Origin of the sequence: Neisseria sp. 20925_1_37, assembly GCF_041433255.1 — a bacterium.
Lineage (GTDB): Bacteria > Pseudomonadota > Gammaproteobacteria > Burkholderiales > Neisseriaceae > Neisseria > Neisseria flavescens_D.
The window spans coordinates 15,868-41,663 of record NZ_JAPWBC010000007.1 but is presented as its reverse complement, the minus strand read 5'-3'; the positions used below and the strand labels follow the sequence as shown (position 1 = coordinate 41,663).

Genomic DNA, 25,796 nt, shown 5'->3' with positions numbered 1-25,796 from the left:
CCGTTTCAGACGGCCTTTTATATTGATTTCAAACCTGCTGCTGCCGTCATTGCGCCGGCAGTCAAGCCGTCAGCGACACTGCGCCGCTGTAAACACGAAAGAACACACTATGACCGTATCTCCCGTAGCCTTGCGCCGTCAAACCGAGCGCAAGCCGCATCCGACTGCGCGTTATTGGAAAAAATGCGATGTCGAGGCTTTATTCGGACTGCCTTTCCTCGACCTCGTTTTCCAAGCCGCCGAAATCCACCGCCAAAACTTCAATCCGCGCGAAATCCAACTCTCCACCCTGCTCTCCATCAAAACCGGCGGCTGCCCTGAAGACTGCGCCTACTGTCCGCAATCGGCACACCACAACACCAATCTGGGCAAAGAGCAGATGATGGATGTGGACGAAATCGTCGAAAAAGCCAAAATTGCCCAATCGCGCGGCGCCAGCCGTTTCTGCATGGGCGCGGCATGGCGCGGCCCTAAACCTAAAGACGTGGCTGTCGTTTCCGAAATCATCAGCGCGGTAAAAAGCTTGGGCATGGAAGTGTGCGGCACCTTCGGCATGCTCGAAGACGGCATGGCGGAAGACTTCAAAAAAGCCGGCCTGGACTACTACAACCACAACCTCGACACCGACCCCGAACGCTACAACGACATCATCCACACCCGCAAACATGAAGACCGCATGGATACTTTGGGTAAAGTCCGCAATGCCGGTTTGAAAGTCTGCTGCGGCGGCATCGTCGGCATGAACGAAACCCGCGCCGAACGCGCAGGCCTGATTGCCAGCCTTGCCAACCTCGACCCGCAACCCGAAAGCGTGCCGATCAACCAGTTGGTCAAAGTGGAAGGCACGCCGCTGGCCGATGCCGAAGATTTAGATTGGACGGAATTTGTCCGTACCATCGCCGTCGCGCGCATTACCATGCCGCACAGTTACGTCCGCCTATCCGCAGGCCGCAGCAATATGCCCGAATCCATGCAGGCCATGTGTTTCATGGCGGGTGCAAACTCGATTTTCTACGGCGACAAGCTGCTGACTACGGGCAATCCAGACGAAGACGGCGACCGCCTGCTGATGGAAAAATTGAATTTGTATCCGCTGCGCTTTGAATTGGAAGAAGAATACAAAGCCGCGCAGGAAACGCCTAAAATTAAAGTCGACTATTAACCGCCATGATAAAAGGCCGTCTGAAACTTTCAGACGGCCTTTTATCATGATTCAACATGAAAACTTTCAATCTTCCGTATCCATTCTTCCTTTTCCGCCTCACTTAAAAACGAAGCGCGGAACGAATTGGCGCACAAGGTTTTGATTTCTTCCACACTCAAATCCAAAGCCTCGGCAAGCGCTTCAAAATTGCGGTTCATATAGCCGCCGAAATACGCCGGATCATCGGAATTGACGGTTACCAACACGCCGCGTTGCAACATACGGCGCAAATTGTGTTTTGCCATTTCAGGGAACACTTTTAATTTCAAATTGCTCAATGGGCAAACGGTCAACGGCATTTGCTCTTTAATCAAACGCGTCATCAATGCCTCATCTTCTTCCGCCCGTACGCCATGATCGATACGGCGGACATGCAGCAAGTCCAAAGCCTCGTAAACATATTCCGGCGGACCTTCTTCTCCGGCATGTGCCACCGTCAACAAACCCTCCGCCCGCGCCTGCGCAAACACGCGCTCGAACTTGGACGGCGGATGCCCCTGCTCGCTCGAATCCAAGCCTACGCCAATGATGTGTTCCTTATAAGACAAAGCCTGATTTAAGGTTTCAAATGCGCTTTCTTCCGACAAATGACGCAGGAAACACATAATCAAACGCGTGCTTATTCCCCATTGCTGTCCGGCTTCATGACAGGCGCGGACAATGCCGTTAATCACGGTTTCAAACGCCACACCCCGCGCAATATGGGTTTGCGGATCGAAAAATATTTCCGTATGCACGACATTGTCTTCACGGCAACGCTCAAGATACGCGCGGGTCAAATCGTAAAAATCCGCCTCGTGCAACAATACGCCGGCACCGGCATAATAAATATCCAAAAACGACTGCAGATTGTGAAAATCATAAGCCTGCCGTACCGCATCGACATTTTCATAAGGAATTGCTATATGGTTGCGCTTGGCGATTTCAAACATCAGCTCCGGCTCGAACGTCCCTTCGATATGAACGTGCAACTCGGCTTTGGGCAGGGCTTGGATAAATTGTTTGATATTCATATTTTCTCTGATTTTCTGTTTATATTTAATATTGAAGGCCGTCTGAAACTTTCAGACGGCCTTTGACCATTTATCTGTTAAAAACCATTTTCCATCATGATTTCGCCGGGGATGCGGTTGCGGTGCATGGCGTAGCCCAAATCCATCAGGGCTTGGAAAGTATCTTTGACCATTGCCGGATTGCCGCAGACCATAAAGCGCGTATCGGCTTTGGTAAACTTGAAGCCGACTTTTTCTTCCAAGCCGCCATTCTTCAGCAATTCGGGAATCCGTTTACCGCTCAATGCGCCTTCCGTTTCCTCACGCGTGGTGACCGGAACAAAAGTGAATTTATGGAAATATTCTTCAATCAGCGGATGCCCTTTCAAATCAGCAAGGCGCTGGTTGAAAATCAACTCGTCGGCATAAGAGACGGAATGCGCCAAAACCAAACGGTCGAAACGCTGCCAAATTTCAGGCTGCTCGATAATGGAGAGGAAAGGCGCAATGCCGGAACCCGTGCAGAGCATGACCAAGTCTTTGCCGTCGGGGAATCGCTCGGGCAAGAGGAAACCGGTAGCCGTTTTATCCAGCAAAATGGTGTCGCCCTCTTTCATCGCAGCAAAACGCGCCGACATCGGGCCGCCTTCGATTAACACCGCGAAATACTCAAGCGTATCGGCGTATTCGGCAGACACGACGGAATACGCACGCCAAATAAAGCCCTCGCCGTCACGGAAACCAAGGCGCGAAAACTGCCCTGCCGAAAAACGGTAGGACTCGGGACGGCTGATGGCAAAAGTCATCAGCTTAGGTGTATGGTGTTTGATCCACAAGACTTTTTCTTCGGTAAACTTGGCTTCTGGAGAAGCTGCCATAATAGGTTTCCTTGATATTCGGTATCAGTTTCAAATAGGGCTTATTATAAAGATTCAAAAGGCCGTCTGAAATATTTATTTTCAGACGGCCTTTAAGATTATTCACGACGCAAACGGATACTGATGCCTTTTTGTTCCAAAATCAAATCGTTACCGTCAAAACGATAGTTCCACACGCTTTGTTTGCGCAAAAACGCATCTTCCAGCTTCATGTCTTCACACAGCATCATGCTTACCGCAATATGGCCAAAATCAATTTTGCCCGCTCCGATTACATTCGCTTGAAACATCATACCGTTGCAACCCATATTGCCATAAGCCTTAGGCATTTTGCTGAAATCCAAATAGGCGTTTTTATCTGCCAATTCTTTTTCAGCGAATTTATTGAAAGCGACAACACGCCATTTGGCGGCTAAAGTAGGTTGCGCAGCTTGTTGAGTTTGTACCTGCGCTTTAGAGGCTTGTTCAGGCTGAGATGCTGAAGGAGATGTACAAGCTGCCAAAACTACCACACTCATTAATGCACCGAATAATGTTTTCATATCTATTCCTTGTTTATTGCTAAAGGCCGTCTGAAAACTATCCACCTTCAGACGGCCTTTAAGCCTTATTTACAAAGTTGTATCCAATGCTTTGGAAATATCGTTCCAAATATCGTCCACATCTTCGATACCGACAGAGAAACGCAGCAGGCCGACTTTGATGCCCATTTCCATTTTCACATCATGCGGCACGCCGCTGTGGGATTGGGAATAGCAATGGTTGACCAGACTTTCCACGCCGCCGAGGCTGGAAGCCATTTTGACCAGTTTCATGTTTTTAATCACGCTATTGGCCGCTTCACGCGTGTCGTTTTTGAGATAAACCGTTACCACGCCGCCGATGCCTTTGGGCATTTGTGCTTGAGCGAGTTCGTAATGTTCGTGCGACGGCAGGCCGGGATAGAACACTTTTTCAATGGCAGGATGACCTTCCAAACGGCGCGCGATTTCGAGTGCGTTTTGACAATGGGCGTTCATGCGCAGAGCCAGCGTTTTAATACCGCGCAACACCAGCCAGCAGTCCATCGGCCCTGCAATCGCGCCGGTATGTACCATCATGTCGTGCAAAGGCTGTGCCAGCTCTTTGGTTTTGGCCACAACGATGCCCATCAATACGTCGGAATGGCCGCACAAATATTTGGTAGCGGAATGGAACACAAAATCGCACCCCATATCCAGCGGCTGTTGCAGATACGGCGTGGCAAAAGTGTTGTCGATGCCGACCAGCGCACCGGCCGCTTTGGCTTTCGCGGCCAGCGCTTTGATGTCTACCAAACGCAAAAGCGGATTGGACGGCGTTTCCAGCCACACCAGTTTGACATTGTGCACTTTGAGCAACTCGTCCAAATTGTCAGGATTGCCCAAATCGGCAAAAACAACGTTCCCCCCCCATTTTTGATAAACATCGACCAATAAATCATAAGCGCCGCCGTAAATATCGGCGACGGCAACAATGGTATCGCCAGGTTGCAGGAAAGTGCGCCACACGGCATCAATCCCCGCCATACCGCTGGAAAACGCAAAACCGGCCGCACCGTGCTCCAAATCGGCAACTGTATCTTCCAAAACTTGGCGGGTCGGGTTGCTCAGGCGCGAATAGCGGTAAGGCACATTTTCGCCAATCTCATGCAACGCAAACATACTGTTTTGATAAATCGGCGGCATCAGCGCGCGGTTGTGTTCGTCGCAATCGTAGCTGGAATGGATGGCTTTCGTGGCGAATTTCATTTGGTCTCTGCCTATGTAGATGTGAATAATCGAAGATTTTATCACTATCTGAAAAATAGAAACAATCAATGCAGGCAGATAAAGCAAGTGATATAATCTCGCATTTGCAAATCGGCCGACACGAGCCGATTCCCCTACACGCATCTCAACAATCCTATCATGAAGGACATACAACGCATGAACGCCATTGCAGACGTGCAATCCAGCCGCGATTTACGCAACCTGCCGATTAATCAGGTCGGCATCAAAGACCTGCGCTTTCCGATTTCCCTCAAAAGCAAAGAAGGCGAACAATCCACCGTCGCCCGCCTGACCATGACGGTTTTCCTGCCTGCCGACCAAAAAGGCACGCATATGTCGCGCTTTGTCGCCCTGATGGAAAAACAAACTGATGCTTTGGATTTCGATACGCTGCACAAGCTGACCGCCGATATGGTTGCCCTGTTGGATTCGCATTCCGGCAAAATCAGCGTTTCCTTCCCGTTTTTCCGCAAGAAAAGCGCGCCTGTCTCCGGCATCCAATCGCTGCTCGACTATGATGTTACCCTGACCGGTGAAATCAAAAACGGTACATACAGCCACAGCCTGAAAGTGATGGTTCCGGTTACTTCATTGTGTCCGTGTTCCAAAGAAATTTCTCAATACGGCGCGCACAACCAACGTTCGCATGTAACGGTCAGCCTGATTGCGAATGCGGATGTAGGCATTGAAGAAATCATCGATTACGTTGAAGCACAGGCAAGCTGCCAGCTCTACGGCTTACTCAAACGCCCTGACGAAAAGTATGTAACGGAAAAAGCATACGAAAATCCGAAGTTTGTCGAAGACATGGTTCGTGATGTGGCCACGGTGTTAATAGCCGACAAACGCATTGAATCATTTGTCGTCGAAAGCGAAAACTTCGAATCGATACACAACCATTCCGCTTACGCTTATATCGCTTATCCTTAAAGTTAAGCCAAATAGCAACAAAGGCCGTCTGAACGTTTCAGACGGCCTTTGGCATAAATTGAACGATAACATGAGACTATCGCTCATGTACGGTTAACTGTAATCCGATATAATTCAAAAGAATTAGACAACTCGCGTAATCTTTAACTTAAATTAAGCCGATTGTTTTCCCCATCATTTATAATGACGGTTTCTCAACGGCATATCCGTAGATACTATGAAAAAATTCCTTTATTTCCTCATTGCATTTTTAGGCTTGAGCAGCTTCGCATTCGCAGTAGATGCCAATGATTTGCTGCCACCCGAGCAAGCCTTTGTGCCTCAAGTCAATGTAACTGATCAAGGCGTCAGCGTGCAGTTCAAAATCGCTGACGGCTACTATATGTACCAGTCCAAAATCGTTGCGGCGACCGATCCGGACAAAGTCTTGGGTGAACCCAAATTCAGCAAAGGCGAAGAAAAAGAAGACGAATTCTTCGGCAAACAAACGGTTTACCACCATACCGCACAGGTTGACCTGCCTTACAAACAAGCCGCGCCGCAATACAAACTGACGCTGACTTATCAAGGCTGCGCCGAGGCCGGTGTGTGTTATCCGCCGGTGGATACCGAGTTTGACGTAAAAGGCAACGGGGTTTACCAGCCGCAAAGCGATGAGCCGGTTTCCGCCAAAGACCGCTTTTTGCAACCGTCCGCCTCTTCAGACGGCCCAATGCCTGCCCAGCCCAGTGCAAACAATCCCGACAGCAGTCGCTTCAAGCTCTCTTGGGATACTTTAAACGCCAATCTGTTGGCGTTTTTTGTCGCAGGTTTGGGCTTAAGCTTTACTGCCTGCATGTATCCGCTCCTGCCGATTGTTTCCAGTATTGTCGTGGGCGATAAAAAAGCCGGCAAAGGCCGCGCGTTTACCTTATCTATGGTTTATGTACAAGGTTTGGCACTGACCTATACCTTGGTCGGCGTGATTGCCGGTTTGACCGGCGCGCTGTTGACCGTATGGCTGCAGCAGCCGTGGGTCGTACTTGCCTCCGCCGCGTTGATGGTGGTACTGGCAATGTCCATGTTCGGCCTCTTCAACATCCAACTGCCCAACTCCGTCCAATCCTATTTCCAAAACCAAAGCAACAAACTCTCCGGCGGCAAAATCATTTCCGTCTTCATCATGGGTATTTTGTCCGCGCTGATTGTCGGCCCTTGCGTTGCACCTCCGCTGGCATTTGCTTTGGGCTATATCGGCCAGACCGGCGATGCCGTCTTGGGCGGTCTTGCGCTTTATGTCTTGGCACTCGGCACCGGCGTGCCGCTCATCATCATCGGCACATTCGGCGGCCATATCCTGCCTAAAGCAGGCGACTGGATGAACGGCATCAAATACGCATTCGGCTTCATCTTGCTGGCCGTTGCCGTATACCTTGCCACACCGCATCTACCTTATTTAGCAGTAGTCAGCCTCTACACCTTGCTGATAATTGTTCCCGCCCTTATGCTTTTGGCGAAATCCGGCAAACAAAAAGGCCGTCTGAAAACAGTTGCCGCCGTATTGGGCTTTTTACTGTTGATTGGCGGCTCGTGGTTTGGCTGGCAAAGCTTCAATAAACAAACCACCGCCCTGCACCACTTCTTAACGCTGGTTCCGCCATCCGAAGCCGGACAAGAAACCGACCACGGCAAGATGTTTACCGATGTCGGCGAACTCAAAGCCGCTATGGATGCCGCCTTGAAAGCCGATCCAAGCAAACCTGTGCTGATTGATTTCTACGCCGACTGGTGCGTATCCTGCAAAGAAATGGCCGCCTACACGCTCAACCAGCCGCAGGTACACGAAGCGGTCGATATGCAGCGCTTCTTCCAAATTGACGTAACCGCCAACACTCCCGACCATCAAGCCTTACTGAAAGAATACGGTCTCTTCGGCCCTCCGGGCGTGTTTGTTGTCCGCGCCGACGGCAGTCATAGCGAACCCTTATTAGGCTTTGTCAAACCCGATGCCTTCATTGAATGGTATCGCAAAAACGAGAAATAGCCGTCTATAAAAAGGCCGTCTGAAAACAGATTTTCAGACGGCCTTTTCTTATGTTTAAAAATTAAAATTCATCTTGAGCCCAACGCGTAGAACGTAAAATGCTGAAATCCACATCTTGAATATTGCGATGACCGGTAAATGCCATGGAAATATCCATTTCTTTATACAGGATTTCCAGCGCACGGGTTACGCCTTCTTCACCATACGCACCCAAACCATACAGGAACGCCCGACCTATCATCGTACCTTTCGCACCCAAAGCCCAAGCCTTCAAAATATCCTGACCGCTGCGGATACCGCTGTCCATCCAAACCTCGATGTCGCTGCCCACCGCGCTGACCACATCAGGCAAAGCCTTAATAGCAGACACAGTATCGTCAAGCTGACGGCCGCCATGATTGGAAACGACCAATGCGTCCGCGCCGCTTTTCGCTGCTTTTTCCGCGTCTTCGGGTTCCATAATGCCTTTGATAATCAGCTTGCCGCCCCACAAATCTTTAATGCGTGCTACATCGTCCCAGCTCAGGCGCGGGTCGAATTGTTCGGAAGTCCATGAAGACAGCGAAGACAAATCACCCACGTTTTTCGCATGACCGACAATATTGCGGAAGGTGCGGCGTTCCGTGTTCAGCATTTTCATACACCATTCCGGTTTGGTCGCCAGATTGATTAAATTGGCGATGGTCGGTTTCGGTGGCGCAGACAGGCCGTTTTTGATGTCTTTGTGGCGCTGACCCAAAACCTGCAAATCGGCTGTCAATACCAAAGCCGAACAATTCGCATCTTTTGCACGCTTAATCAGGTTCTCCATAAACTCACGGTCGCGCATCACATAAAGCTGAAACCAAAACGGCGAGCTGGTGTTTTCAGCTACATCTTCAATCGAACAAATGGACATGGTCGACAGCGTAAACGGAATACCAAATTTTTCCGCCGCCCGCGCCGCCAAGATTTCACCGTCGGCGTGCGCCATGCCCGTGAAACCGGTCGGCGCAATCGCCACCGGCATTTTCACATCCTGACCGATCATTTTAGTCTCAAGGCTGCGTCCTTCCATATCAACCAATACTTTTTGACGGAAACGGATGTCTTTAAAATCCGAAGTATTTTCACGATAAGTGGTTTCCGTCCAAGAACCTGAGTCAATATAGTCATAAAACATACGCGGCATTTTACGTTTGGCAACAAGGCGCAAGTCTTCGATACAGGTTATTTTGCTTAAATCAGATTTCATTGTCGATTGCCTCTGTTAAGGTAAAGATGGATGGTCAAGGCCGTCTGAACATTTCAAACACCTCATTTATTTTACTCCATCAAAACAACTAAATTTTAAGAATAATTTTGATAATCTATATCAGTATCAATATTAAATCAAAACATTTTAACCCTGAAATTTGTAGGGTTGATAGCCTTTTTTCAGACGGCCTTAAATTCAAATTGAAGAAAAATAAAGAAAATATTTTCCAATTTAAAAATCAGCCAATGCCACCATTTAAACAAACAATCAAACCGAGCCGCCACATACTTGACTGAAACACTCAGATATTAGACAATTCCCCCCACTAATAAAAACGCCCCACACAGGCAACCACACCATGAGACTGACTACCAAAGGGCGATTTGCAGTAACCGCCATGATAGATTTGGCGATGAACGCGCAAACTGGCGCTGTCAAACTCAGTGCCATCAGCGAACGACAAAGCATATCGCTCTCCTACCTCGAACAATTATTCAGCAAGCTGCGCCGTGCCGGATTGGTTGAAAGCCTACGCGGCCCAGGCGGAGGCTATATCCTTGCCGCACCCGCCGAGCAAATCAATATTGCACAAATCATCTCCGCAGCCGAAGACCGACTGGATGCCACACAATGCGGCAGCAAAGCAAACTGCAACCACGGTGCCCCCTGCCTGACCCACGACCTTTGGGAAAACTTAAATAAAACCATCAATGACTACCTCAGCAGCGTTACGCTGAAAAGCATCATTGAACAAAAAAACTGCAGCGACAGCAGTCATGTCGTTACCTTTACACACATTCATTAAACCGACTTGCGGCAAAGACCGCAGGCAGATGACCAAACGAAAGAGCAAACCATGACCGTCAAAACCCCCGTTTATCTCGACTACGCCGCCACCACTCCCGTTGACCGCCGCGTTGCCGAAAAAATGATTCCCTACCTGTCCGATATTTTCGGCAACCCAGCCTCCAACAGCCACAGCTTCGGCTGGGAAGCAGAAGAAGCGGTAGAAAAAGCACGCGCAGACATTGCAGCCCTGATTAACGCCGACTCCAAAGAAATCGTTTTTACCAGCGGCGCGACCGAATCCAACAACCTCGCCATCAAAGGCGCGGCGCACTTCTACAAATCTAAAGGTAATCACCTCATTACTGTGAAAACCGAGCACAAAGCCGTGCTCGACACCATGCGCGAACTCGAACGCCAAGGTTACGAAGTGACTTACCTGGACGTACAAGAAAACGGTTTGGTTGATTTAGACGTACTGAAAGCCGCCATCCGCGAAGACACCATCCTCGTTTCCGTCATGTGGGTAAACAACGAAATCGGCGTGGTTCAAGATATTCCTGCCATCGGCGAAATCTGTCGCGAACGCAAAATCATTTTCCACGTTGACGCAGCACAAGCATGCGGCAAAGTGCCTGTTGATGTTGAAGCCGCCAAAGTTGATTTGCTGTCTATGTCCGGCCACAAAGTATACGGCCCTAAAGGCATCGGCGCCCTGTATGTACGCCGTAAACCACGCGTCCGCCTCGAAGCCCAAATGCACGGCGGCGGCCACGAACGCGGTTTCCGTTCCGGCACTTTGCCGACCCACCAAATCGTCGGCATGGGCGAAGCCTTCCGCATTGCCAAAGAAGAATTGGCACAAGACACTGCACACTACCTGAAACTACGCGACATCTTCCTCAAAGGCATCGAAGGCATCGAAGAAGTCTATATCAACGGCGACCTCGAACACCGCGCCCCGAACAACCTGAACGTCAGCTTCAACTTCGTCGAAGGCGAAAGCCTGATTATGGCAGTGAAAGAACTCGCTGTATCCAGCGGCTCCGCCTGTACTTCCGCAAGCCTTGAGCCAAGCTACGTTTTACGCGCACTCGGCCGCAACGACGAATTGGCACATTCCTCCCTGCGCATCACCTTCGGCCGCATGACCACCGAAGAAGAAGTCCAATTCGCAGCAGAACTGATCAAATCCAAAATCGGCAAACTGCGCGAACTGTCTCCGCTGTGGGAAATGTTTAAAGAAGGTATCGATTTGAACTCGATTGAATGGGCAGCGCATTAATCAAGGGAAAAGGTCGTCTGAAAAATTCAAAAGACCTTTACCTTTTCAGACGACCTCATCAAGAAAAATACTAAAAATGACGATAATAAAAAATAAAATACGCCACTTACTTTCTTGTCTGATTCTATGCTCTGCTCCGCTGGTTTCAGCACAGACACAACCTGATTGGTCACCTATATTCAAATCATTTGAAAACGGCTGCCAATTCGATAAGCGTTTGGAAAACCTGTTGGAACCATTTAGTGATGTAAGCGATAACTGGAACGATAAAGACTCTAAATATCAAAACCTACGTTTGAATCATCCCAATAGAGTCCAGCTGCCAAAGGCTTACCGTGATCTTGTGCACCCGCCGATGACTTTGCACCGCGCGGAGTTTAGTGAAGATGGAGAACAGTTCATTCTTGATCAAACCCGTTTGAAACTCAGCGGTACTTACTATGACTTACCTGTGGTTCATATCAGCCAGACATTCCAATTAGAAACCGCAGGTTACAGCTATACCCGTTTGTTGTTGGATGTACCTTTGGAACAGGCACGCAAGGTGTTAAAAGGAAAATATCGTCCTGTTCGAAAATACAGTTTGATTTTAGAAGAATACGAAACCCTGCAAGCAAAACTAAAACCGATTAATGTTAACGGAAAACCCCAAACAATTTTAGAATGTGCCTTTATAAATGGCTGATAAAACAACTGTAATAGGCAATCAACTTAGACCTTAAAAAGGACGTCTGAAACCTTAAAAAACCTTTTCAGACGACCTAAAAACTACAATCTTCAAATTAAGGATACAAGCCCATGGACGAACAAGAGCTCGACCTCGACAATCTCGACAACCTGCTCGAAGATTTTGACGGCGTTACCGTAGAAGGCGGCGTTGATTCGGAAAACGACGACGGCTGCGAAGGCGGCGCGTGCAAAATCTAAACTTCAGGCCGTCTGAATATTCGTAAACAAACCATTTACACCACTAAAAACACAAAGGAAACCACATCATGGCATACAGCGATAAAGTAATCGACCACTACGAAAATCCCCGCAACGTTGGTACTTTCGACAAAAATGACGAATCTGTCGGCACCGGCATGGTCGGCGCGCCCGCCTGCGGCGACGTAATGCGTCTGCAAATCAAAGTAAACGATGAGGGTATTATCGAAGATGCAAAATTCAAAACTTACGGTTGCGGTTCCGCCATCGCTTCTTCCAGTCTGATCACCGAGTGGGTTAAAGGCAAAAGCCTTGATGATGCACTGGCAATCAAAAACAGCGAAATTGCCGAAGAACTGGAACTGCCACCTGTGAAAATCCACTGCTCTATCTTGGCTGAAGATGCGGTAAAAGCGGCTGTTGCCGACTATCGCAAACGTCAGGAAAACAAATAATCTTGTTTGCCAGATACTTAGTTTGTGGATATTAATGCCTAAATCGGCTTGATAAGTCCAACTTGCCATATAAGTGCGCCAGTACCTGCAAAATCAAAGAAGACGATATGCCTTTTACTGATGAAGAAATCCAATCCCTACTTGCTGTCAAAGGCATAGGTAAAACCATATTGCAGCGTTTGCAGCAAATGGGATTGGATGATATTGCCACTCTGGCGGTTGCGGATTTAGACGATATTTTGGAACAGGGCACACAATTGACCGGCTCAACCTGTTGGAAAAATAGTACGCAAGCAAAAGCTGCCATTGCCGCCGCAATAGAGTGGGCAAAACAGCGTTTTCAGACGGCCTGAAAATCAAGAGACCGTCTGAAATAAAAACTGGCAAACAGAAAATAATTGCAAAATGAGGAAAAAAGTATGATTACCATCACAGAAAACGCAGCCAAATACATCAATAACTACCTGACCAAACGCGGCAAAGGCTTGGGCGTGCGCTTGGGTGTGAAAACCAGCGGCTGCTCAGGCATGGCATACAACCTTGAATTTGTCGATGAAGCGAACGAAGACGACCTGATTTTCGAAGAACACGGCGCGCGTATTTATATCGACCCGAAAAGCTTGGTTTATCTAGACGGCACGCAAGTCGATTACACCAAAGAAGGCTTACAGGAAGGTTTCAAATTTGAAAACCCAAACGTCAAAGACTCTTGCGGCTGCGGTGAGAGCTTCCACGTTTAAAATATAAAAAATGGCGGGAAAGTATCAAAACCATCCCGCCATTTTTTGGCTTCTTGCCTATTATAGCTACCCTTGCCTTTTCTTTTTCGTTCTACTTCATGTCGGAACAAATCAGATTTGACTAAGGCTTTTAAGGCATTGTCTCGTATCTTGCCTTTATTGTGTTGCACCTTACCGGTCATATTGTTTTCCTTTCGTATAAACAGTTTCCGGATTATATCGTAAAATAATCCTGTTCTTTAGATTTTTTCCCTTAATATCATGTCTCAATATTTCAACCTCTTTCAGCTTGAGCCATCTTTCAATATTGATACCGAAGCACTCGAACAGACCTATCGAGCTTTAGCTGCCCGATTTCATCCCGATAAATTTGCTTCTGCTTCAGCTTTTGAGCAGAAACAAGCCGTTATGATGTCTTCTACAATTAATGATGCCTACCGCACATTAAAAAGCCCCATTGATCGGGCCGCTTATCTCTTGAAAAGCCAAAATATCGATGCTGATGCACCTGAACACACTTCGTTTTCACCAGAATTCCTCATGCAGCAGATGGAATGGCGGGAAACATTGATGGATGCACAAATGGAACAAAACCATGATGCCATCCGAGCACTGGATCAAGAAATTCAAGAAGTACAAAGCAGCCTATATCAAGATTTACAACAAGCATTTGAACAGCAGGATTATGAATCAGCTGCACAATGGGTACGGCATGGACGCTTTCTTAATAAGCTTCGCAAAGAAATTGCTTCAATCTTATAAAACGTATTGCTTTACGCTATACCCAAGTTTTATAGCAAATGACTTTATAAGATACTTTGGATTTATCTCCATTATTTGAATTTATCGCCTCTTACATCAAATAAAAACCGTATCAGATTTATCTGATACGGTTTTCTTATATTAACTAACTATTAGCGCTTTTTACCGGTAACAGTAGCAACAGCCAGGTTTTCGTTACGTTTCAGAGAAACGCTTTCAACACCTTCTGGCAATTTGATGTCTGACAAGTGCAGAATATCGCCGGCAACTACTGATGCACAATCCAGCTCCAAGAAGGCAGGAATGTTTGCAGGCAAAGCAACTACTTCAACAGAAGTGTTCAACAGAGATACGCGACCACCTTGCAATTTAACAGCTTGAGAGTTTTCAGCGTTAACAATGTGCAGAGGAACACGGATGCGTACAGGTTGATCAGCTTTTACAGCTTGGAAGTCGATGTGTTGAACTTCGCGACGGAATGGGTGCATTTGGAAGTCACGCACGATAACGTCTTTAGTTTCACCGTTCAAAGACAGTTTAATCAAAGCAGTATGGAAAGATTCTTTTTCCAATGCGTAGAATACAGTTTTGTGGTCTACAGCGATAGCAACAGGCTCTTGACCTTCACCGTACAGAATGCCAGGGATTTGGCCTTCGCGACGCAGGCGGCGGCTCGCACCAGTGCCTTGGGCTTCGCGAACAGAGGCTTGAATTTCGTAAGTCATGTTTAATACTCCAATTTAGATAAAATCGTCGTCATCGGCCGCGACCAGCTTAAGACGACATCGGGTTATGGCAGCAACATGCCGCCAGTCATCACATCTTCATTGAAAAGATATGAGACAGATTCTTCATTGCTGATACGGCGTACCGTTTCAGCCAGCAAACCGGCAATAGTAACTTGACGGATGCGTTCACATTTTTTAGCTGCTTCAGACAACGGAATCGTATCTGTCACAACTACTTGGTCAATTTCGGAAGAAGCAATTCGATTCACTGCTTCGCCGGAGAATACTGCATGGCTGGCGTATGCCAGTACACGATCGGCACCGCGCTCTTTCAGGGCAACGGCTGCTTTACACAAGGTGTTTGCCGTATCAATCATATCATCTACGATCAAGCAAGTACGGCCTTGGATATCGCCAATAATGTTCATCACTTCAGCCACGTTGGCTTTAGGACGACGTTTGTCGATAATGGCCAAATCAGCATTTAAAGATTTAGCAACAGCACGTGCACGTACAACACCACCGATATCAGGACTGACAACAGTCAGATTGTCGATACGTTGTTGTTTAATATCGTTCAATAAAATCGGGGTTGCGTAAATATTATCCACCGGAATATCGAAGAAACCTTGAATTTGGTCGGCATGCAAGTCAACAGTCAATACGCGGTCAATACCTGCTGAGTACAACATATTCGCTACCAATTTAGCAGAAATCGGTACACGAACAGAGCGAGGACGACGATCTTGACGCGCATAGCCAAAGTAAGGAATCGCGGCAGTAATACGACCGGCAGAAGCACGTTTAAGTGCATCAGCCATCGTCAAAATTTCCATCAGGTTGTCATTGGTTGGCGCGCAGGTAGGTTGCAAAATAAACACATCACGACCACGCACATTTTCCAACAATTCAATGGCTACTTCGCCATCAGAGAATTTGGAAACGGTGGCTTCACCGAGTGAAATATCCAAATGTTTGACAACACGTTGCGCCAATTCCGGATTTGCATTACCGGTAAACACCATTAAACTGTCATAAGCAGCCATATCTTCACCTGATTCAAGATTTGATTTACGCGCAGAAAACATTACGCTTCCCTTTGCCCTATGTCTAAGACACTAATTACGCGATTATACGCGTAAAGACGGGTAAAAAAAAGTTTTTCAGCGTTATTTTGCTCTTAGCGTAAAAAAGCGTGTAAGAAAACTTACACGCTTTTATTTGGCTGGGGAGGAAGGATTCGAACCTTCGCATGCTGGAATCAAAATCCAGTGTCTTAACCGCTTGACGACTCCCCAATAAAGGGTGTTGGCTGGGGAGGAAGGATTCGAACCTTCGCATGCTGGAATCAAAATCCAGTGTCTTAACCGCTTGACGACTCCCCAACAAAGGGTTTGGCTGGGGAGGAAGGATTCGAACCTTCGCATGCTGGAATCAAAATCCAGTGTCTTAACCGCTTGACGACTCCCCAACTTACTAAATCATATGGTACAGCGGATGAACATCTAATCCTTCCACACAATAAGCTTCATATGATTGAGAAACCTGTTGGTAAATTGTATGTGCTTCTTGATGAGATTCACTTGCTATAAACAAACAAGCCCCGGAACCAGTCATTAATGCATGACTATATTGGGATAACTCAACATAAGCCTTCCAAACTTCAGGATATTCCTGAAACACAACCGCCTGCATATCATTTTGAAACGGCTGTAACGATTGGAAAGTCGGCATTATGCTGGGTTTGGAATCCCGTGTCAAGCCTTCATGCGCAAAAATTTTAGCTGTTGCCACATGGACGGGGGGCTTAACGATAACATACCATTGTTTAGGGGCATCTATTTCAGCCAGCTTCTCGCCTACGCCTTTGGCAAAAGCACTTCTGCCAAAAATAAAAAAAGGAACATCTGCACCAAGACTTACGCCTAAATCAATCAGTTGCTGCCTACTCAAACCGCATTGCCACCATTGGTTTAAAACCATTAAGACCGTGGCTGCATCAGAGCTGCCGCCGCCCAATCCGCCTCCGGTCGGAATCACCTTATCCAACCAGATTTCAACGCCGTGCGGCACGTTTGCATAGGGCAGTAATAATTTAGCCGCCCGATAAGTCAAGTCTTGCTCAGGCTTAAGCCCTTCAACCGGCGTATGTAGAATAATCTGCCCATCAGTACGCATTTTCAGATGAACGGTATCGTATAAGCCGATCAAACAGAAAATACTTTCCAAATTATGATAACCATCGCTCCTGCGGCCGGTAATCCTCAAATCCAAATTTAATTTAGCTGGCGCAGAAAAGGCTTGGATTTCCTCTGAAACTGACATGGCATCCTCTATTTGCGTGCTGCGCATCGGGTTTGTCCATTCTTATCCAAAGAGTGGTTTACCGTGTCAAACACCAAGCGGATATTAAACTTAGCATTCTCAAGTTGAAGCGTTTTGGGCTGTCCTGAACTATTTAAAGTACGCGATATTGTCCAGTCAAACTGTTCCAGACGACCATCAGGCAGGATTTTGTATGGCGCATTTGCAACGCGTTTACCATCAGCCCAAATATGCAGATATTGAACCGGCAAAGTAAAGCCCAAAAGCTGTCTGCTTAATTCCTCAGCCGTCTCCGCCTGATAAACCTTACCCTTACTGTCTACTGCCAATACGCCTTCACTGTCTTGACATAGCTGACCTACGGTATTGCCCAACGGTGTATTCACATCAATGGTTTGAACCGCGTTCTGATAAGTCCAGTCGAAATTGGCATAAGAGCCTTTTCCTTCCACTTTGACAGCCAAGCGACCGTCTGCGCTAAAATCCTGCACCTGCTCTGCTGCTTGCCAACCGTTTTGTTGAGGTAAGTTTGGCTGCGCACAGGCAGCCAAAAGCAATAAGGCTGCAACCGATGATAATTGTTTTAAATTCATGGATATTCCTTCATAGGCCGTCTGAAATCAAACGCTTTTCAGACGGCCTCTTGGTTTTATTTGTGTTTTTGAGTATGCGGTTTGCTGGGCGTTATACCGAATTTGGACATTGTCTCTTTTAATACTCGGAGATTACTTCCGCGTTTCAAACCGTCATTCCAGATTTCTTTGGCCTTCTCTTGATCTCCAAGCGTCCATAGGACTTCGCCCAAATGTGCGGCTACTTCAGCTTCAGGTTCTTTTTCGTAGGCATATTGGATATACGGCAAAGCCATTTGGGCATCGCCTTTAAGATAATAAGCCCAGCCCACACTGTCATTAATGGCTGCGCTTTCCGGCTCCATTTGATAGGCCGTCTGAACCATTTTAAACGCTTCTTCCAAATCCTTGCCGTTGGACAGCAAGGTATAGCCCAAAGCATTCCAACCGTGCGGATTGTCCGGATACAGCTCTACCACACGGCGCAAATCGGCAATCGCCTTGCTTGGCTGATTCAGCTTCTCATAAACCATCGAACGCTGATACAGCACATTGGCAAGCAGCTCCGGAGAAGCTTGGGTTTTCAAGGATTTTTCGGTGGAACTTACCAAACTGTTCAAAGCGTTCAACGATTCTTGAAGATTGGTATTTTTAGACAATACGAACAAAGCCGTACTCAACAAATCCTTAGCTTCAAAATAACGTCCTCTTTGCTCGGGCATTTTTTGTGCGCGTTGTACCAAAGCCCAAGCCTCTTTATGGTTGCCCTGTTTGGCTTCGATGGAAGCGGCCAAAATGGTTTTATCAAATGTATAAGCCGTAGCCGTTACCTTATCCAACCATTGTTTGGCTTTGGCCAATTCTTCAACATCATTATAAGAAACTGCACCAATCAACGCCGCACGGCTGCGCTGCTCTTCCGTACCGGCTTTATAAGCCTTTTCCAGATAGCTGTTTACCACAGAAATATTTTCCGTCTTGCTGGCTGACAATAAGGCGGCCTGAATATACAAATCAGGGTTAGGATTTTCTTCCAACAAAGTCTGTAAACGCTTAAAAGCCTTATCATTTTGGCCATGGGCGATCAAATTGGCGATGTCCAACTCCTGCCAAATCGGAGATAAGGTTTTGGTGTCTGTCTCTTTGAAAAAGCCGTCCAGAATATCAGGATGCCGTTGCGCCATCAGACGCAGGGTAACAAAAGTCGGCGGCAGAATTTCGTTGTCCAACTTGGCCAAGCGTTGCAATGCGGCAATGGCATGTTTCTTTTGACCGTCTTTTGCACTAAAAATTGCATCCGCAATCGCCGCTTCAGGGAAGTCTTTATAATTTAATGCCGTTTTATGCACCTGTTTGACCGCATCACTGGTCAGATTCGACTGTTGGGCTGCGGTTTGTGCCAAAAGCAGGAACACGCGCTTTTGCTCATCTTCACTACCGCCGGCAATCACCTTGTCCAATCCGCTCAAATTCTTATCGGCTTTGCCCAGCAGCAAATTGCGCAACCAAGTCATACGCTTTTGAGTTTCACCAGGCTCCGGCTCGATTTCGCGCCATTTTTGGTAAATGGCTTCAGCCTGTTCAAAGGCATTTAAAGAAACCGCCATCTCCAACGCGCGTTCGGCTACTTCGGGAGATTTGGTGCGATGCAACGTTAAAATATAAGTAAACAGCGCAGAAGCCGCATCACCCTTTTGCAAGGCAAGTTCTGAATTTAACAAAGTGAAAACCTGAGATGTACGGTTTTGTATACCCAACAGACGTATCCGCTCCTGCTCGCGCTCTTCGGGAGAAAAACGGTCGGCACGGCTTTTCTTTTTAATAATCTTAGCCGATTCAAAAACTGTATTTGAATCGCCGGGCGCGGCAAAAGTTTGTGTAACAAACAACATCATGACAGCCGCAGCTGCTACTTGAATACGGGATGGGGAAAACAACATAACTATCCTTTTTGAGAACCTGCCGGCATTTTCAGACGGCCTAAGCACTTGCAGAACAGACGCAGAGCTTTATTTATCATTCAGGCATAACTGTAACACACGCACCCTATTTTGTTGACACGGTAACCGTAAACCTTGTGTAATCCTCATCTGCATAAAACGATCAGCGCCAAAAATGAATACCGACCACCTTATCCATTTCCTAACTCAAGCTTCACGCTTCAGCAGCCGTATGCAAGCAGAGCGCAATCAATTAGTTACCACTAAAACGGTCAAAGAAGCAGCCGTTTTGGTCGGCATCGCCTTGCATGAAGGAGCGTGGCAAATTTTACTGACCAAAAGGGCCGAGACCTTAAGGCAACACACCGGACAAATCGCCTTTGCCGGCGGCCGCAAAGATGCCCAAGACGACAGCCTAACGGCAACGGCGTTAAGAGAAGCTTACGAAGAAACCGCCATTCCGATTGCCGCATGGCAGACTTTTGCGCCGCTACCCTTTTATGACACACCTTCCGGCTACCGTGTTACGCCTGTTCCGGCAATTTGCACCCAGCCCGTCAACCCCAAAGCAAATCCCGATGAAGTAGCAGAAATTTTTTATCTGCCTTTGGACTTCACCTTAAACCTGCAAAACTACTCATACCGTCATCTTCATCACAACAATCAAACCCTCGCCCTCCCCGCCCTGCCTTTCCGACACTACGACATCTGGGGGCTGACAGCAATCATCCTATATGGACTGGCAGAACGTTATCAGCAATATTGCCAAGCTTTTAAATAAGGCAAGGCCGTCTGAAAACCAATATTCAGACGGCCTTGTTTGATCAATCCTCTTTACGCAGCTTCTTCATAGCATTCGACAAATTCCCCAAACCATTTCATCTCATCACGCAGGGCAACCACTTCGCCAATCACCATTAAAGCCGGACGCTCTGCTTCGGCAGCCAGCAAGCCCAAATCTTTCAGACGGCCTGTCCGCACGGTTTGATGCGGTAAAGTCCCATTGGAAATCACGGCAACAGGTGTAGAAGGCTGCCTGCCATAAGCCATCAGTTTTTCCGCAATCTCAGCCGCTTTAAGCGTGCCCATATAGATTACCAGCGTTTGACAGCTTAAAGCCAAAGTCTGCCAATCAGGCTGATTGCCCTCGTGTTTACTGTGGCCAGTTACAAATAAAGCACTTTGGGCGCAATCGCGATGGGTTAACGGAATACCGGCATAAGCAGTAGCTCCAAGTGCAGCAGTAATGCCCGGCACAATGCGGTAGGCAATTCCGGCCTGATGCAGGGTTTGCACCTCTTCCCCACCACGTCCGAACACAAAAGGATCGCCGCCTTTCAACCTCACTACGCGCTCGCCTTTTTGAGCGTGTTCAACCAATAGACGGTTGGTTTCTTCCTGCTGAACATGGTGCGCACCGGCACGTTTACCCACGCTGATTTTCACCGCATCTTTACGCACCATCGCCAAAATCTCATCCGACACCAAAGCATCGTAAAACACGGTATCCGCAGCCTGAATCGCCTGCAAAGCATGTATGGTCAGCAAACCCGGATCTCCCGGCCCTGCGCCCACCAAAACCACTTCGCCGCCAAACGGCGTTTCCCGGTTTAACTGCGTGATCAATTCACGCTCTGCCGCTTCGATATTGTTTTGAGCCGCAAAAATACCAAAACGGCCGTCAAACAACTTCTCCCAAAAATAACGGCGGCGCTCGACATGATGAATAGTCTGTTTAACCTTTTCGCGCCATTTGCCGGCAATACGCGCCATCGTGCCCGTATGCAGCGGAATCAATGTTTCAATAATCTGCCGCCATTTCCGCGCCAATACAGGCGCAGTACCGCCGCTGGATATGGCTATCTTCAACGGCCCCCTATCCACAACGGCAGGCACGATAAATGAACACAAATCCGCCGTATCCACCGTATTGCACAATTTCGCCCGTCGTTCCGCCGCTTCAAAAACACGGCGGTTAAACATTCCATTATCCGTCGCCGCAATAACGAAATACACCTCGTCCAGCATGGCTTCTTCAAACAAGCCGCCCAACCAAACTATTTTCCCTTCAGCCGCCCATTGCTGAAACTGCGGATTCAAAGTTTCCGCAACAACGCGCACGCGCGCTCCGGCAGATAACAGGCTTTCCGCCTTGCGCTCGGCAATCTTGCCCGCACCTGCCAGTAAAACAGGACGGTTTCTCAAATCGGCAAACAAAGGATAATGGCTCATGGTCGTGTTCTTGCTTTATCAATGATTGTCCGCCGATATTAAAGGCCGTCTGAAAAAATAGGAAAGAATGGTTTCTGATTTTCTTATGGTGTTTGGTTATATACCTGCCACAACAAAATAAGTTATAGCGGCAAACACAAAACAGAAGCAGAAAATTTCAAAACAAATGATTGGAAAATAGCGTAACTATATAAAAATTCATTTTTTCACAAATAAATTGCGCCCTCTTCATTTTTCAGACGGCCTTTGCCTGCGTATAATATCGGTCTATTTACAATTCAAATGAGCTTAGTCCAGCCATGACCGAATCCATCCGCCTGCCCGCTTCTACACTCAAGCCCTCCACCGTTGCCCTGCCCGGTTCCAAAAGCATCAGCAACCGCACGCTGTTCTTGGCGGCACTCTCCGACAACGTTTGCGAAATCCATTCTTTGCTCAAATCCGACGACACCGACCGAATGCTTGAAGCACTCGACAAACTCGGCGTGCAAATTAAATCTTTACCTGAAGGCCGTCTGAAAGTTCATGGCACCGGAGGCCGCTTTCCCAACCCAACCGCCGATTTGTTTTTAGGCAACGCCGGTACGGCATTCCGCCCCTTGACTGCCGCGCTTGCCGTTTTGGGTGGCGACTATCATCTGCATGGCGTGCCGCGTATGCACGAACGCCCCATCGGCGATTTGGTGGATGCGCTGCGCATTGCAGGTGCAGACGTACAATATCTGGGCAATGAAAACTATCCGCCGCTTCAGATCGGCAAACGCCAAGACAACGACGAGCGCGTTATTCCGATTAAAGGCAATGTTTCCAGCCAATTCCTGACCGCCCTGTTGATGGCTTTGCCCTTGACCGGACAAGCATTTGAAATTCACATGGTAGGCGAGTTGATTTCCAAACCTTATATCGATATCACGCTCAAGCTGATGGCGCAGTTCGGTGTGAACATCATCAATGAAGACTACCGTGTATTTAAAATCCCGGCCGGTGCCAAATATCATGCGCCCGAACATTTATATGTAGAAGGCGATGCATCCAGCGCGTCTTATTTCTTGGGCGCAGGCCTGATTGCGGGTACACCCATCCGCGTGACCGGCATCGGTGCACACAGCATTCAAGGTGACGTTGCCTTCGCACGCGAATTGGAGAAAATCGGTGCGGATGTCATTTGGGGCGAAAATTTTGTTGAAATTTCCCGTCCTGCCGAGCGCAAGATTCAGGCTTTTGATTTGGATGCAAACCATATCCCTGACGCGGCCATGACTCTGGCTATCGTCGCACTGGCCACTAAGCAACCATGCACCCTGCGCAATATCGGCTCATGGCGCGTCAAAGAAACCGACCGCATCGCCGCCATGGCAACCGAACTGCGCAAACTGGGTGCAGAAGTCATTGAAGAAGCCGAAGCCATCCATATTATGCCACCCGAAACACTTACCCCCGATGCCGTCATCGATACTTACGACGACCACCGCATGGCCATGTGTTTCTCGCTGGCTTCGCTTTTGAGCGTCCCCGTCATCATCAACGACCCGAAATGTACGCATAAAACTTTCCCCGACTATTTCCAAGTTTTTGCATCATTGACCAACTGATTGATTATTCAAAGTTTCAGACGGCCTGTTGCATACAAAAAACACAGGCCGTCTGAAAAATAAAAATAAAACTATACTTTTTCTTAATTTATGCGATAATAGCTAAATAAATTCTTAGCGATTCATATTTCCTTTCGGAGAGAAAACATGTCAGACGAAAAAAGCAAAGCCTTAGCCGCCGCCCTTGCCCAAATCGAAAAAAACTTCGGCAAAGGCTCCATCATGAAAATGGACGGCAGCCAACAGGAAGAAAACCTTGATGTTATTTCCACCGGCTCCCTCGGCGTGGACTTGGCGCTCGGCGTTGGCGGTTTGCCCCGCGGCCGCGTGGTTGAAATTTTCGGCCCGGAATCCTCCGGTAAAACCACACTCTGTCTCGAAGCCATTGCCCAATGCCAAAAAAATGGCGGCATCTGCGCATTCATCGATGCCGAGCATGCTTTTGACCCGATTTACGCCCGCAAACTCGGCGTAAAAGTCGAAGAACTCTATCTCTCCCAACCGGATACCGGCGAGCAAGCATTGGAAATCTGCGATACCTTGGTACGCTCCGGCGGTATCGATATGGTCGTTGTCGATTCTGTAGCGGCACTTGTGCCTAAAGCCGAGATCGAAGGCGAAATGGGCGACAGCCACGTCGGCTTGCAAGCCCGCCTGATGAGCCAAGCCCTGCGCAAACTGACCGGCCACATCAAACGCACCAATACATTGGTTGTTTTCATTAACCAAATCCGTATGAAAATCGGCGTGATGTTCGGCAGCCCTGAAACCACGACCGGCGGTAACGCGCTCAAATTCTACGCCTCCGTCCGCCTCGACATCCGCCGTACCGGTCAGATTAAAAAAGGCGATGACGTTATTGGTAACGAAACCAAAGTCAAAGTCATCAAAAACAAAGTTGCGCCTCCATTCCGTCAAGCCGAATTCGATATTCTTTACGGCGAAGGCATAAGCTGGGAAGGCGAATTGATCGACTTGGGCGTCAAACATGACATCGTTGAGAAATCCGGTGCATGGTACAGCTACAACGGCGCAAAAATCGGCCAAGGTAAAGACAATGTACGCGTTTGGCTGAAAGAAAATCCTGATATCGCCAACGAAATTGATGCCAAAATCCGTGCAGCAGTCGGTATCAATGTCGATATTACCGAAGGCAAATTGGACGATACCGACGGCGAACGTCCTGAGGAATAAGTCTGTTTGAAATAAAAGGTCAAAAAAGACCAAATAAAGGCCGTCTGAAATCCGACCATTAATCGGATTTCAGACGGCCTTTTATTTAATATAGTTTAAAGCCCTAATGCCTGAGCGTGAAACTCAATATGCGAATCGATAAAGCTGGCAATAAAAAAATAGTCATGCCCATAGCCCGGGCGTACTTTATATTGGATATTGAAACCTTTTTCTCGTGCTGAGCGGACGAACCCTTCCGGTTGCAGGACTTCAGGATACAAAGCATCTTCACTGCTGACATCAATCAAAACAGGCAATTTATGCGAGGCCGTCTGAAGCAGCTCTGTACTGTCATAGTGTTTCCATGTTTCCACGTTTTGACCCAAATAAGCTGAAAACGCCTGCCTGCCGCCTTCCGTATCGATGGGATGACATAAAGGCGCAAAGGCAGAAACCGCAGCATATCGGCCAGGATGCTTCAAAGCCAAATGCAGCGCACCATGCCCACCCATGCTGAAACCTGCAATGCTGCGCTCTTGCGTTACCGGAAAATGATGCTCGATCAAATCAGGCAATTCTTGGCTTATATAGCTTTCCATTTGATAATGCTGAGCCCAAGGTGCTTCAATTGCGTTGACATAAAATCCGGCACCTTGTCCAAGATAATGCTCTTCACTGTCGGCAACATGCTGACCGCGTGGTGAGGTATCCGGGAAAACCACGATAATATTCCATTGCGCCGCAAAACGTTGGATCCCGCTTTGTTGAATCAATTCAGAACCATCACTATTTAAGCCGGAAAGAAAATATAAAACAGGCGCGGGATAGCCTTTTAAGACTTGTGGCGGCAGATAGACATCAAATACCATATCCGTCTGGCAGGTTTGAGAAAAGTGGCGGTACCGTTCCTGATGCCCATTAAACATCTTTCTGCGTTCCAGCAAATGCAATTCTGAATTTTTCATTTTATTCCTTGTAGGGAAGCAACAATAAGCAGAATGTTAGCGCAAAACCTGCCCATCGTGTTGTTGCCCCATCCTTTTAAGTCAACCCAATCTGCTTTAAACAAGGCTTGCCAATCATGCGAAATCATTACGCCAACAGCATTTAAAATCTATACACAATCTCTGTGGATAAATCTGTTGATAAGCTTTGGGTAATCGTAAAATTTTCTTTAGGAACAAACTAAGTCTTAAATTGACTAAATTTTAATCAAATAAAACAT

The 25,796-nt window shown here is 47.7% G+C and carries 26 protein-coding genes, 3 tRNA genes and 1 pseudogene; 14 read left to right on the top strand and 16 right to left on the bottom strand.

What is annotated here, in order from left to right; genetic code table 11:
- Window positions 1-109: 109 nt before the first annotated feature.
- Complete coding sequence (bioB, locus tag O3661_RS07005; RefSeq protein WP_003746495.1) at window positions 110-1,162, top strand: biotin synthase BioB; 1,053 nt, start codon at window positions 110-112, stop codon at window positions 1,160-1,162.
- A 44-nt stretch (window positions 1,163-1,206) separates the two neighbouring features.
- Here the strand turns inward: bioB and O3661_RS07000 are convergent, their stop codons facing one another.
- The 4 genes from O3661_RS07000 to O3661_RS06985 all read right to left on the bottom strand — a co-directional run bounded on the left by O3661_RS07000 (window position 1,207) and on the right by O3661_RS06985 (window position 4,843).
- Window positions 1,207-2,217: an adenosine deaminase gene (locus O3661_RS07000; protein ID WP_371492791.1), complete on the bottom strand. Its 1,011-nt coding sequence runs from the start codon at window positions 2,215-2,217 to the stop codon at window positions 1,207-1,209.
- 77 nt (window positions 2,218-2,294) lie between these two features.
- Complete coding sequence (locus O3661_RS06995) at window positions 2,295-3,074, bottom strand: ferredoxin--NADP reductase (protein ID WP_128582580.1); 780 nt, start codon at window positions 3,072-3,074, stop codon at window positions 2,295-2,297.
- Between the two features lie 98 nt (window positions 3,075-3,172).
- On the bottom strand, window positions 3,173-3,616 hold the full coding sequence (locus O3661_RS06990) for an META domain-containing protein (RefSeq protein WP_371492790.1): 444 nt from the start codon (window positions 3,614-3,616) through the stop codon (window positions 3,173-3,175).
- A gap of 69 nt (window positions 3,617-3,685) precedes the next feature.
- On the bottom strand, window positions 3,686-4,843 hold the full coding sequence (locus O3661_RS06985) for a PLP-dependent aspartate aminotransferase family protein (protein WP_314574890.1): 1,158 nt from the start codon (window positions 4,841-4,843) through the stop codon (window positions 3,686-3,688).
- Window positions 4,844-5,020: 177 nt separating this feature from the next.
- Here O3661_RS06985 and folE2 point away from each other — a divergent pair, with 177 nt between their 5' ends.
- Together folE2 and O3661_RS06975 are read left to right on the top strand one after the other, a co-directional pair.
- On the top strand, window positions 5,021-5,794 hold the full coding sequence (gene folE2 / locus O3661_RS06980) for a GTP cyclohydrolase FolE2 (protein WP_003685690.1): 774 nt from the start codon (window positions 5,021-5,023) through the stop codon (window positions 5,792-5,794).
- Window positions 5,795-6,011: 217 nt separating this feature from the next.
- Window positions 6,012-7,817: a protein-disulfide reductase DsbD gene (locus O3661_RS06975; protein WP_371492789.1), complete on the top strand. Its 1,806-nt coding sequence runs from the start codon at window positions 6,012-6,014 to the stop codon at window positions 7,815-7,817.
- A 61-nt stretch (window positions 7,818-7,878) separates the two neighbouring features.
- Here the strand turns inward: O3661_RS06975 and O3661_RS06970 are convergent, their stop codons facing one another.
- Window positions 7,879-9,051: an L-lactate dehydrogenase gene (locus tag O3661_RS06970; RefSeq protein WP_371492788.1), complete on the bottom strand. Its 1,173-nt coding sequence runs from the start codon at window positions 9,049-9,051 to the stop codon at window positions 7,879-7,881.
- Window positions 9,052-9,412: 361 nt separating this feature from the next.
- Here O3661_RS06970 and iscR point away from each other — a divergent pair, with 361 nt between their 5' ends.
- The 7 genes from iscR to iscA all read left to right on the top strand — a co-directional run bounded on the left by iscR (window position 9,413) and on the right by iscA (window position 13,247).
- Window positions 9,413-9,859 (top strand): Fe-S cluster assembly transcriptional regulator IscR, encoded by a 447-nt coding sequence (iscR, locus tag O3661_RS06965; protein ID WP_300480923.1) that lies wholly within the window; start codon window positions 9,413-9,415, stop codon window positions 9,857-9,859.
- Window positions 9,860-9,910: 51 nt separating this feature from the next.
- Window positions 9,911-11,125, top strand: a complete 1,215-nt coding sequence (locus O3661_RS06960) for an IscS subfamily cysteine desulfurase (protein WP_004519895.1) — start codon at window positions 9,911-9,913, stop codon at window positions 11,123-11,125.
- 76 nt (window positions 11,126-11,201) lie between these two features.
- A complete protein-coding gene (locus tag O3661_RS06955) occupies window positions 11,202-11,810 on the top strand; it encodes a hypothetical protein (protein WP_070588455.1) in 609 nt (202 codons plus the stop codon).
- A gap of 113 nt (window positions 11,811-11,923) precedes the next feature.
- Entirely contained in the window at window positions 11,924-12,052 is a 129-nt protein-coding gene (locus tag O3661_RS06950; RefSeq protein ID WP_004519897.1) for a hypothetical protein, read from the top strand.
- Between the two features lie 68 nt (window positions 12,053-12,120).
- Window positions 12,121-12,507 carry a Fe-S cluster assembly scaffold IscU gene (gene iscU, locus O3661_RS06945; protein WP_003674559.1) on the top strand — a complete coding sequence of 129 codons (387 nt, stop codon included), beginning with the start codon at window positions 12,121-12,123 and terminating at the stop codon, window positions 12,505-12,507.
- A 107-nt stretch (window positions 12,508-12,614) separates the two neighbouring features.
- Entirely contained in the window at window positions 12,615-12,860 is a 246-nt protein-coding gene (locus O3661_RS06940) for a recombinase RecA (RefSeq protein ID WP_371492787.1), read from the top strand.
- A 66-nt stretch (window positions 12,861-12,926) separates the two neighbouring features.
- Entirely contained in the window at window positions 12,927-13,247 is a 321-nt protein-coding gene (gene iscA, locus O3661_RS06935) for an iron-sulfur cluster assembly protein IscA (protein ID WP_003680782.1), read from the top strand.
- Here iscA and O3661_RS06930 read toward each other — a convergent pair.
- A pseudogene (locus tag O3661_RS06930) lies at window positions 13,207-13,429 on the bottom strand (alternative ribosome-rescue factor A). The gene iscA and the pseudogene O3661_RS06930 sit on opposite strands and share 41 nt — an antisense overlap.
- Window positions 13,430-13,508: 79 nt before the next feature.
- On the opposite strand from O3661_RS06930, the gene hscB reads away from it, so the two are divergent.
- Window positions 13,509-14,009, top strand: a complete 501-nt coding sequence (gene hscB, locus O3661_RS06925; protein WP_101755215.1) for a Fe-S protein assembly co-chaperone HscB — start codon at window positions 13,509-13,511, stop codon at window positions 14,007-14,009.
- A 152-nt stretch (window positions 14,010-14,161) separates the two neighbouring features.
- Here hscB and O3661_RS06920 read toward each other — a convergent pair whose 3' ends face one another.
- From O3661_RS06920 to O3661_RS06885, 8 genes are all read right to left on the bottom strand, one after another.
- Window positions 14,162-14,734 carry a 50S ribosomal protein L25/general stress protein Ctc gene (locus tag O3661_RS06920; RefSeq protein WP_004519902.1) on the bottom strand — a complete coding sequence of 191 codons (573 nt, stop codon included), beginning with the start codon at window positions 14,732-14,734 and terminating at the stop codon, window positions 14,162-14,164.
- Window positions 14,735-14,799: 65 nt separating this feature from the next.
- Window positions 14,800-15,783, bottom strand: a complete 984-nt coding sequence (locus tag O3661_RS06915; RefSeq protein ID WP_101755247.1) for a ribose-phosphate pyrophosphokinase — start codon at window positions 15,781-15,783, stop codon at window positions 14,800-14,802.
- Window positions 15,784-15,959: 176 nt separating this feature from the next.
- Window positions 15,960-16,035, bottom strand: a tRNA-Gln gene (locus tag O3661_RS06910).
- A gap of 11 nt (window positions 16,036-16,046) precedes the next feature.
- Window positions 16,047-16,122 (bottom strand) — tRNA-Gln (locus O3661_RS06905).
- Window positions 16,123-16,132: 10 nt separating this feature from the next.
- Window positions 16,133-16,208, bottom strand: a tRNA-Gln gene (locus O3661_RS06900).
- Between the two features lie 5 nt (window positions 16,209-16,213).
- A complete protein-coding gene (gene ispE, locus O3661_RS06895; protein WP_371492786.1) occupies window positions 16,214-17,089 on the bottom strand; it encodes a 4-(cytidine 5'-diphospho)-2-C-methyl-D-erythritol kinase in 876 nt (291 codons plus the stop codon).
- Window positions 17,071-17,655, bottom strand: coding sequence for a lipoprotein insertase outer membrane protein LolB (gene lolB / locus O3661_RS06890; RefSeq protein ID WP_371492785.1), 585 nt, complete (start codon window positions 17,653-17,655; stop codon window positions 17,071-17,073). The genes ispE and lolB overlap by 19 nt, the downstream gene beginning before the upstream one ends.
- Window positions 17,656-17,711: 56 nt before the next feature.
- A complete protein-coding gene (locus tag O3661_RS06885) occupies window positions 17,712-19,574 on the bottom strand; it encodes a tetratricopeptide repeat protein (RefSeq protein ID WP_371492783.1) in 1,863 nt (620 codons plus the stop codon).
- 175 nt (window positions 19,575-19,749) lie between these two features.
- Here O3661_RS06885 and O3661_RS06880 point away from each other — a divergent pair, with 175 nt between their 5' ends.
- On the top strand, window positions 19,750-20,355 hold the full coding sequence (locus tag O3661_RS06880; RefSeq protein WP_049336772.1) for a CoA pyrophosphatase: 606 nt from the start codon (window positions 19,750-19,752) through the stop codon (window positions 20,353-20,355).
- 53 nt (window positions 20,356-20,408) lie between these two features.
- Here O3661_RS06880 and cysG read toward each other — a convergent pair whose 3' ends face one another.
- Window positions 20,409-21,806 (bottom strand): siroheme synthase CysG, encoded by a 1,398-nt coding sequence (gene cysG / locus O3661_RS06875; protein WP_371492781.1) that lies wholly within the window; start codon window positions 21,804-21,806, stop codon window positions 20,409-20,411.
- Window positions 21,807-22,105: 299 nt separating this feature from the next.
- Between cysG and aroA the strand changes: the two genes are divergently transcribed.
- Both aroA and recA read left to right on the top strand, forming a co-directional pair.
- A complete protein-coding gene (gene aroA / locus O3661_RS06870) occupies window positions 22,106-23,398 on the top strand; it encodes a 3-phosphoshikimate 1-carboxyvinyltransferase (protein WP_371492780.1) in 1,293 nt (430 codons plus the stop codon).
- 147 nt (window positions 23,399-23,545) lie between these two features.
- Window positions 23,546-24,592, top strand: a complete 1,047-nt coding sequence (gene recA / locus O3661_RS06865; protein ID WP_003680794.1) for a recombinase RecA — start codon at window positions 23,546-23,548, stop codon at window positions 24,590-24,592.
- A 95-nt stretch (window positions 24,593-24,687) separates the two neighbouring features.
- On the opposite strand, the gene fghA is transcribed toward recA, so the two are convergent.
- Window positions 24,688-25,536, bottom strand: coding sequence for an S-formylglutathione hydrolase (gene fghA / locus O3661_RS06860; RefSeq protein WP_371492778.1), 849 nt, complete (start codon window positions 25,534-25,536; stop codon window positions 24,688-24,690).
- Window positions 25,537-25,796 lie beyond the last annotated feature (260 nt).